This is a genomic window from Mycobacterium sp. E136 (genome assembly GCF_001666865.1).
Classification (GTDB): Bacteria; Actinomycetota; Actinomycetes; order Mycobacteriales; family Mycobacteriaceae; genus Mycobacterium.
In genome coordinates this window covers 1-12,043 of sequence record NZ_LZJE01000382.1, presented here as the reverse complement: position 1 = coordinate 12,043, position 12,043 = coordinate 1, and the positions used below count along the sequence as shown (strand labels likewise).

The 12,043-nt window shown below is 66.1% G+C and carries 14 protein-coding genes, 4 tRNA genes and 2 pseudogenes; 10 read left to right on the top strand and 10 right to left on the bottom strand.

Going from position 1 to position 12,043, the window contains the following annotated elements; translation table 11 throughout:
- From A5698_RS26125 to A5698_RS26100, 6 genes and pseudogenes are all read right to left on the bottom strand, one after another.
- Window positions 1-304 (bottom strand): CDP-alcohol phosphatidyltransferase family protein (locus A5698_RS26125; protein ID WP_197506899.1); only part of this gene is annotated, 304 nt, incomplete at its 3' end.
- On the bottom strand, window positions 301-891 hold the full coding sequence (locus A5698_RS26120; RefSeq protein ID WP_068303052.1) for an ATP adenylyltransferase: 591 nt from the start codon (window positions 889-891) through the stop codon (window positions 301-303). The genes A5698_RS26120 and A5698_RS26125, both read right to left, overlap by 4 nt.
- Window positions 888-2,942, bottom strand: a complete 2,055-nt coding sequence (thrS, locus tag A5698_RS26115) for a threonine--tRNA ligase (protein WP_068303050.1) — start codon at window positions 2,940-2,942, stop codon at window positions 888-890. The genes A5698_RS26120 and thrS overlap by 4 nt, the downstream gene beginning before the upstream one ends.
- Before the next feature lie 77 nt (window positions 2,943-3,019).
- Window positions 3,020-3,439 (bottom strand): TIGR02611 family protein, encoded by a 420-nt coding sequence (locus A5698_RS26110; RefSeq protein ID WP_068303045.1) that lies wholly within the window; start codon window positions 3,437-3,439, stop codon window positions 3,020-3,022.
- Window positions 3,436-4,053: a PaaI family thioesterase gene (locus A5698_RS26105; protein ID WP_068303043.1), complete on the bottom strand. Its 618-nt coding sequence runs from the start codon at window positions 4,051-4,053 to the stop codon at window positions 3,436-3,438. The genes A5698_RS26110 and A5698_RS26105 overlap by 4 nt, the downstream gene beginning before the upstream one ends.
- Before the next feature lie 21 nt (window positions 4,054-4,074).
- Window positions 4,075-4,940, bottom strand: a pseudogene (locus A5698_RS26100) (aldo/keto reductase).
- Window positions 4,941-4,977: 37 nt separating this feature from the next.
- Between A5698_RS26100 and A5698_RS26095 the strand changes: the two are divergent.
- Together A5698_RS26095 and A5698_RS26090 are read left to right on the top strand one after the other, a co-directional pair.
- Window positions 4,978-5,475 (top strand): DUF1990 domain-containing protein, encoded by a 498-nt coding sequence (locus A5698_RS26095; protein ID WP_068303059.1) that lies wholly within the window; start codon window positions 4,978-4,980, stop codon window positions 5,473-5,475.
- A 124-nt stretch (window positions 5,476-5,599) separates the two neighbouring features.
- Window positions 5,600-6,301: a GAF and ANTAR domain-containing protein gene (locus A5698_RS26090; RefSeq protein WP_068303040.1), complete on the top strand. Its 702-nt coding sequence runs from the start codon at window positions 5,600-5,602 to the stop codon at window positions 6,299-6,301.
- A 2-nt stretch (window positions 6,302-6,303) separates the two neighbouring features.
- Here the strand turns inward: A5698_RS26090 and A5698_RS26085 are convergent, their stop codons facing one another.
- Entirely contained in the window at window positions 6,304-7,170 is an 867-nt protein-coding gene (locus A5698_RS26085; RefSeq protein ID WP_068303037.1) for a L,D-transpeptidase, read from the bottom strand.
- A 217-nt stretch (window positions 7,171-7,387) separates the two neighbouring features.
- Entirely contained in the window at window positions 7,388-7,810 is a 423-nt protein-coding gene (locus A5698_RS26080) for a hypothetical protein (RefSeq protein WP_502688989.1), read from the bottom strand.
- 421 nt (window positions 7,811-8,231) lie between these two features.
- Between A5698_RS26080 and A5698_RS26075 the strand changes: the two genes are divergently transcribed.
- Together A5698_RS26075 and A5698_RS26070 are read left to right on the top strand one after the other, a co-directional pair.
- A complete protein-coding gene (locus A5698_RS26075) occupies window positions 8,232-8,633 on the top strand; it encodes a phage holin family protein (RefSeq protein WP_197506897.1) in 402 nt (133 codons plus the stop codon).
- Window positions 8,630-8,959, top strand: a complete 330-nt coding sequence (locus tag A5698_RS26070; RefSeq protein ID WP_068303030.1) for a DUF3618 domain-containing protein — start codon at window positions 8,630-8,632, stop codon at window positions 8,957-8,959. The genes A5698_RS26075 and A5698_RS26070 overlap by 4 nt, the downstream gene beginning before the upstream one ends.
- On the opposite strand, the gene A5698_RS26065 is transcribed toward A5698_RS26070, so the two are convergent.
- On the bottom strand, window positions 8,956-9,372 hold the full coding sequence (locus A5698_RS26065; protein ID WP_068303020.1) for a pyridoxamine 5'-phosphate oxidase family protein: 417 nt from the start codon (window positions 9,370-9,372) through the stop codon (window positions 8,956-8,958). The two genes, A5698_RS26070 and A5698_RS26065, sit on opposite strands and share 4 nt — an antisense overlap.
- 84 nt (window positions 9,373-9,456) lie before the next feature.
- Window positions 9,457-9,528: transfer RNA gene (locus A5698_RS26060), tRNA-Val, on the bottom strand.
- Window positions 9,529-9,794: 266 nt separating this feature from the next.
- Between A5698_RS26060 and A5698_RS26055 the strand changes: the two genes are divergently transcribed.
- The 6 genes and pseudogenes from A5698_RS26055 to A5698_RS26035 form a co-directional block, all read left to right on the top strand.
- Window positions 9,795-9,867, top strand: a tRNA-Gly gene (locus A5698_RS26055).
- Between the two features lie 27 nt (window positions 9,868-9,894).
- Window positions 9,895-9,965, top strand: a tRNA-Cys gene (locus A5698_RS26050).
- A gap of 13 nt (window positions 9,966-9,978) precedes the next feature.
- Window positions 9,979-10,053, top strand: a tRNA-Val gene (locus A5698_RS26045).
- A gap of 107 nt (window positions 10,054-10,160) precedes the next feature.
- The gene (locus tag A5698_RS28270) at window positions 10,161-10,490 is read left to right on the top strand and encodes an IS110 family transposase (protein ID WP_084792630.1); all 330 of its coding nucleotides are present in this window, start codon (window positions 10,161-10,163) and stop codon (window positions 10,488-10,490) included.
- Between the two features lie 30 nt (window positions 10,491-10,520).
- Window positions 10,521-11,741, top strand: coding sequence for an IS21 family transposase (gene istA, locus A5698_RS26040; RefSeq protein WP_068303054.1), 1,221 nt, complete (start codon window positions 10,521-10,523; stop codon window positions 11,739-11,741).
- Window positions 11,741-12,043 (top strand): annotated as a pseudogene (locus A5698_RS26035) (ATP-binding protein); the annotation flags it as partial. The gene istA and the pseudogene A5698_RS26035, both read left to right, overlap by 1 nt.

Genomic DNA, 12,043 nt, shown 5'->3' with positions numbered 1-12,043 from the left:
AGAAGATGGCGCCGTCGCTGATCCGGTCGCAGGTCGCGTCCAGCACCGCGCCGAAACGAGTGCCTCCACCGCGCTGACGGGCCATCGCCCCGTCGAGCATGTCGGCGAGCACGAAGATCCACACCGCGACCGAACCCCACCACAGCTGACCGATCGGATACAGCGTCAGCGCGCTCAACACGGACCCGGCGGTGCCCAGGATCGTGATGCTGTCGGGGGTGAAGCCCGCGCGCAGCGCGCCCTTGGCGATCGGCGTGCTGATCTTCTCGTACGCCGCCCGGGTCATCAGATAGAAGTTGCTCACTGCTGTCTCGCCCATTCCTTGGCCAGCAGCTCGCGGGTCTCGCGCAGCAACTGTGGCACCGCCTTGGAGCCGCCGATGATCGTGATGAAGTTCGCGTCTCCGCTCCAGCGCGGCACCACGTGCATGTGCAAGTGGTCGGCCAGCGAACCGCCCGCCGACTGGCCGAGGTTGAGCCCGACGTTGAACCCGTGCGGGTGCGACACCGCCTTGATCACTCGAATCAGCCTCTGCGTGAACGTGATCAGTTCGAGGCTCTCCTCGGGCGTGAGGTCCTCCAGTTCGGACACCCGGCGGTAGGGCACCACCATCGAATGCCCGGGGTTGTACGGGTAGAGGTTGAGCACGATGTAGACCGAATCGCCGCGGGCGACGACGAGACCCTCCTCGTCGGGCATCGTGGGGATGTCGGTGAACGGCTGGCGCGACTTGCCCGAACCCGCCGACCCACCCTTCATCGGCGCCTCGGCGATGTAGCTCATGCGGTGCGGGGTCCACAGCCGCTGCAGATGGTCGGGCTCACCGGCACCGCGGTCGACCACCGTGTGCTCGTTGTCGACGCCGCGGTCGGCGTGCTCTTCGGCGCTCACTTGGCTGTGTCCACCTCGAGCAGTTCGGCTGTGGGAGTCGCGTTCTGCCGGCTCGCGATCCATTCGGTGATCGCCGCAACGGCCTTGTCGCGCGGTACGCCGTTGATCTGGGTGCGGTCGCCGAAGCGGAAGCTGACCGCGTCGGCCTCCACGTCGCGGTCCCCCGCCACCAACATGAAGGGCACCTTCTGGTTGGTGTGGTTGACGATCTTTTTCGCCATGCGGTCGTCGCTGGCGTCCACCTCGGCGCGGACGCCCCTCATCTTCAGTTGCGTCGCAAGGCCGTTCAAGTACGGGACGTGGTCATCGGCGACCGGAATGCCGACCACCTGCACCGGCGCCAGCCACGCCGGGAACGCGCCCGCGTAGTGCTCGGTGAGGATCCCGAAGAACCGCTCGATCGACCCGAACAGCGCGCGGTGGATCATCACGGGCCGCTGCCGCGAGCCGTCGGCGGCGGTGTACTCCAGCTCGAAACGTTCCGGGAAGTTGAAGTCCAGCTGAATGGTCGACATCTGCCAGCTACGGCCGAGCGCGTCCTTGACCTGCACCGAGATTTTCGGGCCGTAGAACGCCGCACCGCCGGGATCGGGCACGAGGTCGAGCCCGGACGCGGCGCCTACCTCGGCCAGCACATTGGTGGCCTCTTCCCACAGCTCGTCGGAACCCACGAACTTGTCGGGATCCTTGGTCGACAGCTCGAGGTAGAAGTCGGTCAGCCCGTAGTCGGCGAGCAGGTCGAGAATGAACCGCAGCAGCGAGGTCAGCTCGTCGCGCATCTGGTCGCGGGTGCAGTAGATGTGCGAGTCGTCCATCGTCAGCCCGCGCACTCGGGTCAGACCGTGCACGACGCCGGACAGCTCGTAGCGGTACACGGTGCCGAATTCGAAGAGCCGCAACGGAAGTTCGCGATACGAACGCCCACGCGACCGGAAGATCAGGCAGTGCATGGGGCAGTTCATCGGCTTGAGGTAGTAGTCCTGCCCCGGCTTGCGCACCGTGCCGTCGGGGTTGAGCTCGGCGTCGAGATGCATCGGGGGGAACATGCCGTCGGAATACCAGTCGAGGTGTCCGGAGATCTTGAACAGCTCCGCCTTGGTGATGTGCGGAGTGTTGACGAACTGGTAACCGGCCTCGATGTGCTTGCGCCGCGAGTAGTCCTCGAGCTCGCGCCGGATGATTCCGCCCTTGGGGTGGAAAACGGCCAGGCCCGAACCGATTTCGTCGGGGAAGCTGAACAGGTCGAGCTCGGCGCCGAGCTTGCGGTGGTCGCGGCGCTGCGCCTCCTCGATGAACTCGAGGTGCTTGTCGAGGGCTTCCTGCGACTCCCAGGCCGTGCCGTAGATGCGTTGCAGGCTGGCGTTGTCCTGGTTGCCCCGCCAGTAGGCGGCCGAGCTGCGGGTCAGCTTGAACGCCGGGATGTACTTCGTCGTCGGGATGTGCGGCCCGCGGCACAGATCGCCCCATTCCCGTTCGCGGGTGCGGGGATTGAGGTTGTCGTAGGCGGTCAGCTCGTCACCGCCGACCTCCATCACATCGGGGTCGCCGGACTTGTCGTCGACCAGCTCGAGCTTGTAGGGCTCGTTCGCGAGTTCTTCGCGCGCTTGGTCTTTCGACTCGAAGACGCGACGGGAGAACAACTGACCCTCTTTGACGATCTGGCGCATGCGCTTTTCCAGCGCGGCGAGATCTTCGGGGGTGAAGGCCCGCTCGACGTCGAAGTCGTAGTAGAAACCGTCGGTGATCGGCGGACCGATGCCGAGCTTGGCCTCCGGGAAGAGGTCCTGCACGGCTTGCGCCAGCACGTGTGCGGTCGAGTGCCGGATGACGCTGCGGCCGTCGTCGGTGTCCGCGGCCACGGGCGTCACCTCGACGTCGGCGTCGGGCGCCCAGGACAGGTCGCGGAGCCGGCCATCGGCGTCGCGCACGACGACGATCGCATCGGGCGCGCCCCTGCTCGGAAGGCCCGCCTCACGCACCGCCTCCCCCGCGGTCGTCCCGGCAGCGACCCGGATCGGGGCTGCTGAGGTGCGGTTGGGGGCGGCGCTCATCGGTGACTCTCCAGTTTCATTGTCAACAGACTCGAGGACGCGACCATGCTATCGGTGCCCATCGGCGATCTGTGCCGTCAGGACCCGATGCCGAGAGGGCTTTGCAGCAGCTTGTGCTCCAGCCCGACGAGATTGGCGGCGAAGCTGACCGCGCCCAGCAGCCACAGCGTCGCGAACACCACCAGCGCGGTGAACACCCCGCCCAGGATCTGCACGGCGGCGTGCTGACGGTGAAACCACTCCATCGCCTTGTCGTAGCGCTCCTTGGCGTACGTGAGCAGCCGTCGCGCCCACTCGAACTCCGTGGCCAGGATCCCGAGGCCGACGAAGACGATGGCCCAGCCCGGACCCGGATACGGGATCGCGACGATACCCAGGGCCAGGACCGCCGCACCGACGACGCCGACCGCGATGCGGTAGCCGAAGTTGACCGTTCGCCGTTCCCGCACCCGCTCGCGCCACCGCCCGAGGCGTTGTTTGACGCCGGAGGTGTTCACGGCTGGCCGGGTTTCAACTTGACGAACAACGCGTGCGCCTCGGCGAGGACGGTGTCGCCGTCGAGCAACCGCCCGGAGACGAAGATCTTGCGGCCCTCGAGGCGGTCGATGCCCGCCTCCACCTGGAACTCCCTCTCCACGTGCGCGATCTTGCGGTAGTCGACGTGCAGGAACGCGGTGCGCTGAGCCCTGCTGCTGCTCAGCGTGAACGCGGTGAAGCCCAGCAGGGCGTCGAAGAGCTGCGCGACGCTGCCGCCGTGCGCCGCGCCGTTGCGGCCGAGGTGGAAGCGGCGGAACTGGGCGGTGCCCTCGATGCGCTGGTCCTCGGTGATGTGCACGTCGAGGGGTATCGCCAAGATGTTGCCGCGGCCCGGCAGGTCCATCCGGCGGCCGGACGGTGAGGACCACTCGTCGGCGTAGTAGGGGGCGAGAAGCTGCGACACCTTCTCGATCTGGTCCGCCGCCTCGCTGATCACGTCGTCGGGGGCGTCGGCGGCACGGGCGTGGTCCTGCAGCGTGCGGATGGCGTCGATGAAGCGTCCGTAGTCGGGTCCGCCGCGATCGGTGGCGACCGGCGGGTTGAAGCCACCACCGGAGTGCTGCTCAGAGCTCACCCGTCCACCGTATTGCCTCGGTCAGTCTTCGGACGCTCCGGCTTTGCTCAACGTGTCGAACTCGTCGTCGGTCAGCTCGATCTCCGCGGCGGCCCCGTTCTCCTCCAGATGGGCCACCTTGGAGGTGCCGGGGATCGGCAGCATCACCGGCGAGCGCATCAGCAGCCACGCCAGCGCCAGTTGCGATCCGGTGGCGTGGTGCTCGGCTGCGATGCGCTGCAGCGGCCCGTCCGGCGCGGCCAACGGGCCGGCGGCCAGCGGGAACCACGGAATGAAGCCGATGCCCTGGGCCTCGCACGCGTCGAGCACCGTCTCGGCCGAGCGGACGCTGACGTTGTACATGTTCTGCACTGTCACGATCGGGGCCACCTTCTGCGCAGCCTCGAGTTGTTCGACGGTGACCTCGGACAGGCCGATGTGGCGGATCTTGCCTTCCTGCTGAAGTTTGAGCAGTTCGTCGATCTGATCCTCGGCGGGGAACTTGGCGTCGATGCGATGCAGCTGGAAAAGGTCGATGGTGTCGACGCCCAGACGGCGCAGGCTCATCTCGCACTCCTGCCGTAGATACGCGGGGTAGCCGAGCACCGGCCATTCGTCGGGTCCGGTCCGCACCAGCCCGGCCTTGGTCGCGACGACGATGCCGTCATAGGGGTGCAACGCCTCACGGATCAGTTCCTCGGAGACGTAGGGGCCGTATGAGTTGGCGGTGTCGATGAGTTGACCCCGAGTTCGACCGCGCGTCGCAGCACCCGCAGACATTCGTCACGGTCCTGCGGCGGGCCCCAGACACCTTTGCCCGTCAACCGCATCGCGCCGAAACCCAGGCGGTTGACGGTCAGATCGCCGATTGTGAACGTGCCGGATGCCTGTGCGACGGGGGTGGTCATGCCCCGACCGTACGCCGACGATGGCAAGGTGGCGCGAGTGAAGCTCAGCGATCTGGCGGCGCTACCGCTGACGTATCCGGAGGTGGGCGCCACCGCGGGCACGCTGCCTTCCGGGTATCACCATGTCCACAAGACTGCCGTCATCGGCCATGGCCGCGACCGCTTCGAGGACGCCGCGGACGCCGGCATGCGGTGGGGCATGTTGCGCGGCGCCGGAGTACGGGTCGAGGCGACGACGGAGGTCGCGGAGGTCGGGTCGGAGGTCCTGGTGCATCTCGGCCCGATCGCGGCGCCGTGCCGGGTGGTGTACGTCGTCGATGAGCACGACGCCCGTGGGTTCGCGTACGGCACCCTGCCCGGCCACGCGGAATCGGGCGAGGAGCTGTTCCTGGTCCGCCACAATCCGGATTCGGGCGAGGTGACGGCGGTGGTCACCGCGTTCTCTCGGCACGCGACCTGGTGGAGCCGGCTGGGTTCGCCGGTGACGTCCCTGGTTCAACGGGTGGTGACCGGCCGGTATCTGAGGGCGCTGTAGGACGCGGTACTTGCGGTCCGGGTGAAAATGGACTGACGGTGGTTTTCTTCACCGATAATTACGGCTTGGCCGCGGGACCGAACGCGGCCGGCGCGTGATTGAGATCGACCGAGAAGGACTCCGCATGGTGATGGCGAAGGAACCCGAAGAACGCGAGGACGCGCATCTGCGCATCGCGGAGTTGGTGCGCGGGCTCTACAGCCGCCAGGACGCGGACACCGTCATCGCGGAGCTGGCCGAACACGCGGCTGTCGAGATTCCCGGTGCGCAGTACGCCGGCATCACCGTCACGCGCAAGTCGAAGAGCGTCGAAACCCCGGCCGCGACGCATCTGTATCCCATGCTGCTGGACAAGATCCAGCAGCGGCATCAGGAGGGCCCGTGCCTGACCGCGGCGTGGGAGAAGAAGGTCGTCTACGTCGCCGACCTTCAGACCGATGACCGGTTCCCGCGGTATCGACGAGATGCCTTGGCGGAGACCCCCATTCGCTCCATCATGGCGTTCCAGTTGTTCATCGAGGGCGAGACGATGGGCGCGCTCAACGTCTATTCGGAGGAACCCGACGCCTTCAGTGACGAGTCCAGGAGCCTCGGGCTGGTTTTCGCCGCCCATTCGTCGGTGGCCTGGAACGCCGCGCGCCGCGACGAACAGTTCAGACAGGCACTGGCGAGCCGGGACACCATCGGCCAGGCCAAAGGCATGATGATGGAACGCTACGGCGTCGACGCGGTGCAGGCGTTCGACCTGCTGCGCAAGCTATCTCAGGACTCCAACGTGCCGCTACTGAAGATCGCGAACGAGATCGTCGGCCAAACGCAATCCTGACCTCATCGCGAGATCACTCGCGGAACCTCCGGGTTCGCCGGATCGGTCCTCGGCCGCGGCACCTCAATGCTGTTCTCCTGCACGATGACCGGGTCACCGACCTTGACGTTGTCGAAGTACCACTCGGCATCTTCGGGGCTGAGGCTGATGCATCCGTGGCTGACGTTCTCGTGTCCGAGTGAGTTGATCGCCCACGGCGCCGAATGTACGAAGATGCCGCGGCTGGTCAGCCGGACGGCCCACTCCACATCCAGGAGGTAGCCGTCGTCCGCGTTGACGGGAATACCGACACTGCTCGAATCCATCATCACGTCGCGGTCCTTGCCCAATACGGGGAAAGTCCCTACGGGCGTCGGATATTCGGGCCTGCCCATCGAGGCCGGGAACACGCCGGGCTTGCCGAAGAAGGGACGGTGGTGCGGCGACGGGAGCTCGTGAGGCGGAACGCCGTCGATGGTGACGGTGAAGGTGTGTTCGGCGATGTTGGCGACGCCGACGACGGCGGGACCCGTGGCGATGTTGGTCTTGATACCGCCGACAGACAGCGCGATCGTGCTGTGCGCCGGCCAGAACTGGTCAGGGGCCCATTGAACGGTCTTGGCGTCAAGCCATTCGAACTTGCCCGTCATCGCGGGCGTCGAGGTGATGTCGAGCGAATGCTCGGCGAGGGCTCTGTCGACCACGGAGTCTTTGAACGTCACCACTACGGGATGCGCGATACCAACGACCTGCCCCTCCGCGGGCGCGATGGAGGCGATGGCGCTTCTCACCGTCTGGGCGGCGGCCGCCGAGCCTTGTCCGGCCGGCCCGGCCACCACACTTGTAGCGAGGACAACGGCGGCAAGAACACACCGAAGTACAGAACGCAATCTTGTTGCCTCTCTTGAAATTACAACGATGTCAATTATGATAGGTCAGCCCGAGCGCTTTACGACCAAGAGCGCGTAGGCAATTCGATTAAGTCTCCGTCACGGAACGGCCACGACGCGCTCAGGGCACGAATCGCTTGTGGACCAATGAATTTGGCCCGGCGACGAGTCTTGCTCGCCGCCGGGCCAAACCGGAGGGGCTATCCTCGGTGCGCCGTTAGGTCACGGGCCCGGGTGGAGTCGGCTGACCCGGAACGGGCGCACCTGGCGCCGGCGGGCGAGACGGGTCGCCCTTGCCCTTACCGGCGAGCCCGCCCATCTCCGTGAGCGGAGCGCCCACCACTGCCGGGGCGCCGCCCACGATCGGAGCACCGGCAACCGGCGGCACCAGAGGCGGTGGCACGACGGGCGGCACCAGTGGCGGTGGCACCAGCGGCGGCACCAGGGGCGGTGGCACGACGGGCGGCACCAGCGGCGGCGCGATGGGCGGCGGGCCGGGCAGTGCCATCGGCACACCGGCCATGTCGGTCAGCGGTGCGCAGACGGGTGCCCCCGGTGCTCCGGTGGGCGCCTGCCCGGTCGCCGATTCGACACATTCGTATCCCCCGGCCAGGGCAGTAGGACTCAGTGCGATCGCCACCCCAATGGCCGCACCTATCAATCCAGCCCCCACAGCTGCCGCGATGTTGACTCCTTTAAAGGTCGTCATCGACGTTGATCCCTCCACTCACGCTCACACTTTCGTTCAACCGAGGCAGCAGACCTTGCATGCCGTACGGAGGTCGCGTCCATACGACCGCGTTAATATCAGCAGGCAGTTGTCGACGACACGCCACGCCGCACCGCGCCGTTTCCAAATGGTGACCGGTTCGGCATGGTAGAGCCGCTTTCGAAGTCGCCCGAGGCCTCGATCCCTCCCCCACCTGGGGTTCTGGGCCACATCACCGTCGCCGCGTAGATAACGATCGGCAGATGCATTCAAAAGTCGCCGAAAGTTTCGGCCCCACTGACCACGGGCATCACTGTCGCTACAGGTCAAACAAGTCAGAGGTTGGTATGTGATGACGGTGGAATCGAGGCCGACTGCAGACGCGTCGATCGGCGAGTTAATGAGCCAGTTGTCGACGCAGACGTCGCGGCTGATCCGCGATGAAATGCGGTTGGCGCAGAAGGAATTTCAAGAATCGGCCAAACATGCCGGAATCGGTGCGGGACTGTTCAGTGTCGCGGGCTTGCTGGCCTTCTTCGGCGCGGCGACGTTGATCGCTGCGGGCGTGGCGGCGCTGTCCCTGGTGCTGGAGGTGTGGGCGGCGGCGCTGATCGTGGCGGCCGTGTTGTTCGTGATCGCAGGCATTGCGGCGCTGGTGGGACGCAAACAGGCCCAAGAGGTCACGCCGGCGGCACCCAAGACCGTCGAGACGGTGAAAGCAGACATCCAAGAGCTGAAGGACACACGGTCATGACTGCACCGAACCCACGCCCCGAGCCGGGCCCGGACGCGGGCGTCGACGACATTCAGGCCGATATCGAGCAGACGCGCCACGAACTGGGCGAGACGGTCGAGGCGCTGCAGGCCAAGCTGGATGTGAAGACGCGCGCCAAAGAGAAGGTCGACGAGACCAAGGAAAACGCCAAGGACAAGGCGGCCGAAACGAAGGACCGCGTCGTCGAAAAGGCGGACACGCTTCGGCATACGGCCACCGACAATCCGAAGCAGACGGTGCCGGTGGTGGCGATCGTTGCGATTCTTGCGGTGGTCGGAGTCGTCGTCTGGCGACGCAGGCGCTAGCTCTGTTGGGAACCGAAACGGAAGCGGCGGCCGGTGACGCGTCGAGGAAGCACGCGGACGTAGTGGTCCTTGGCGTGTGCTGTCCACGGCAGTAGGTGCGCGCGCCCGGCCTGCTCGAGGTCATCGTCATCGTTGACCGTTCGGGCGACGCCGCGGACGATCACGCTCCAGCCCTCGGCGGCGTTGTGGTCGTCGACCTCGAAGACCACGTCGTGGTTGACCGCGGTGCTGACCAGTTTGGTGCCCTGGGCGGTGCGGAACAGCAGCGTCCGGTTCTGGACGACGAAGTTCACCGGGAAGATCTCCGGGTGCCCCTCGGCGGTCGTGACGAGTCGCCCGAGCGACGCGCTGCCCAGGAGGTTCCAGCATTCGCTTTCGGGAAGAATCTCGCCGGGACGGTCGGCCTCAGACATGACGATTCCGGGACGGCGGATTGAGCACCAAGGGCATGGGGTCGAGTCTAGGGAGCGTGCAGAGCGCGCGCGTCGTTGAAGGGGTGGTCCCGGCTGGGTTCGAACCAGCGACCTTCCGCGTGTGAGGCGGACGCTCTCCCACTGAGCTACGAGACCGGAGAGTCGACCGAACGGCCGAACGACGTCGAAGACTAGCACGATCGAGGGTCACCCCCCGAATTCAGAGGCGGTTGTGGGATTCCGGTGCGCGTACGGGGATGCGAGCGTGCCGCGGCGCGCGACTTCGGCTCTCACGCGAGTCGTACCTGCTGTTTTGAGATATGAACGGGCAGAGACGCACCGGCGAACGTCGGGATTTGTGCAGCTACACTTTGGTGGACTATCGTCGTCCTTCGCGACGGGCGACGAGTCGTTCGTGGCGCGCGGATGTAGCGCAGTTGGTAGCGCATCACCTTGCCAAGGTGAGGGTCGCGGGTTCGAATCCCGTCATCCGCTCGAAGGTGCAGTGGCATCAACCCCAGCGGTGGAGTGGCCGAGTGGTGAGGCAACGGCCTGCAAAGCCGTGCACACGGGTTCGATTCCCGTCTCCACCTCAATGATGGTTCGGCGCGATTAGCTCAGCGGGAGAGCGCTTCCCTGACACGGAAGAGGTCACTGGTTCAATCCCAGTATCGCGCACCACAGTCTGTACAGCTCAGGCCCGGTTTCTACCGGGCCTTTGTTGTTCCGTGAACTAAACGTGAACTGGACAGCGAACGGCATGGCGGGCGTTCGACTCAGGTCGCAAGATCGGCCAGAAAGTCTCCGACACGGAAAGCACAGGAAACCTGCAGGCCATTCGGTGGGCGCGCAACCGTTTTGGCGCCGACATCACCTGGGCCGTTGAGGACTGCCGCAACGTGTCGAGACTCCTCGAACAAGACCTTGTGGCAGCTGGATATTCGGTCATCAGGGTGCCCACACGTTTGATGGCTCGTACCCGTGCCTGGGCACGCACCGTCGGCAAGTCCGATCCCATTGATGCACGGGCAATAGCACGGGCGGCGCTTCGCGAGCCGAACTTGCCGACCTGTCGGTTCCGGTCGAAAATTGAGCAGGTAGTTCCGGTCGAAAAGTGAGCACCCTTCAACGATTGGAGAGTGATCACTGTGGAGGATTGGGCTGAGATCCGCCGGTTGTATCGGTCGGAGAAGCTCTCGCAGGCCGAGATTGCCCGGCGGCTGGGCCTGGCCCGGAACACCGTGGCCAATGCCGTGCATTCGGACTCGCCCCCACGCTATGAACGCCCGCCGGTGACGACCTCGGCGTGGGTTCAGATCGAGCCGGCGGTGCGGGTGGTGTTGGCGCAGTATCCGACGATGGCCGCGACAGTGATCGCCGAGCGGGTGGGCTGGGCCGGTGGGCATTCCTGGTTCTCGGAGAACGTGGCGCGGATCCGCCCGGAGTACGCCCCGGTGGATCCCTGTGATCGGCTGGCGCATCGACCCGGTGAGCAGGTGCAGTGCGATCTGTGGTTCCCCGGCCAGCTGGTCCCAGATCATGCCGGGGTGTTGCGGTCGTTTCCGGTGCTGGTGATGGTCGCCGCCTATTCGAGGTTCATCTCCGCGGTGATGATCCCGTCGCGGGTCACCGGCGATCTGCTGGCCGGGATGTGGCAGCTGCTCTCCCAGCACATTGGTGCGGTTCCTCGGACCCTGCTGTGGGACAACGAATCCGGGATTGGGCAACGGGGTCGCCTGGCTGACGGGGTGGCCGGGTTCTGCGGAGTTTTGGGCACCCGGCTGATCCAGGCCCGCCCCTACGATCCCGAAACCAAAGGGCTGGTGGAGCGGGCCAACGGCTATCTGGGTTCCTCGTTCCTGCCGGGCCGGCGGTTCGCCTCGCCGGCCGACTTCAACACCCAGCTCAACGACTGGCTGGCGGTGGTGGCCAACCCGCGCCGTCACGCCGCCACCAAGGCGATCCCCGCCGAAGCGCTGAGTGCTGATCGGGCCGCGATGGCGGCGCTGCCACCGATGGCTCCGACGACGGGCACCACGGTGAGCACCCGGTTGGGCCGCGACTACTACGTCAGCATCGGCGGTAATGCCTACTCGGTGCATCCCGAGGCGATCGGACGGATGATCACCGTGGCCGCAAGTCTGGATCGGGTGCTCGCCCGTTGCGGTGACCGCGTGGTCGCCGACCATGAAAGATGCTGGGGTACAGGGGCTCTGGTTGCAGAGTCCGAGCATGTCCAGGCGGCTTCGGTGCTGCGGGAGAACTTCCGCAATCGGCCGACGGTGACCAGTCATCTCGACGTCGAGGTCCAAGTCGCCGACCTGAGGGCCTACGACGCGGCGTTTGGGACCGGGGAGGAGGTCGCCTGATGGCCACCAAACACACCCCCGCACCCGGTGAAGCCGACAAGCTCATCGCCCACCAGTCCCGACTCCTCAAAGCGCCGCGGATCGCCGCGCACTACCACCGGCTGGCCGAACAAGGCCGGGCAGCCAACTGGTCGCTGGAGGACTACCTGGCCGCAGTCTTGGCCGTGGAGTCCAACGCCCGCGCCGAATCCGGTGCCCGCCAACGCATCCGCTATGCCGGTTCCCGGCGATCAAGACGATCACCGATTTCGACTTCACCGCCCAACCCCATGTCGACCGCGCTCAGATCGCCCGCCTCGAGG

What these genes read in the sequence shown, in the direction of transcription:
- A5698_RS26065 (WP_068303020.1), bottom strand. Translation starts at nt 9,372, where the DNA reads ATGTCTGAGGCCGACCGTCCCGGCGAGATTCTTCCCGAAAGCGAATGC.
- thrS (WP_068303050.1), bottom strand. Translation starts at nt 2,942, where the DNA reads ATGAGCGCCGCCCCCAACCGCACCTCAGCAGCCCCGATCCGGGTCGCT.
- A5698_RS26070 (WP_068303030.1), top strand. Translation starts at nt 8,630, where the DNA reads ATGACTGCACCGAACCCACGCCCCGAGCCGGGCCCGGACGCGGGCGTC.
- A5698_RS26075 (WP_197506897.1), top strand. Translation starts at nt 8,232, where the DNA reads ATGACGGTGGAATCGAGGCCGACTGCAGACGCGTCGATCGGCGAGTTA.
- A5698_RS26090 (WP_068303040.1), top strand. Translation starts at nt 5,600, where the DNA reads ATGGTGATGGCGAAGGAACCCGAAGAACGCGAGGACGCGCATCTGCGC.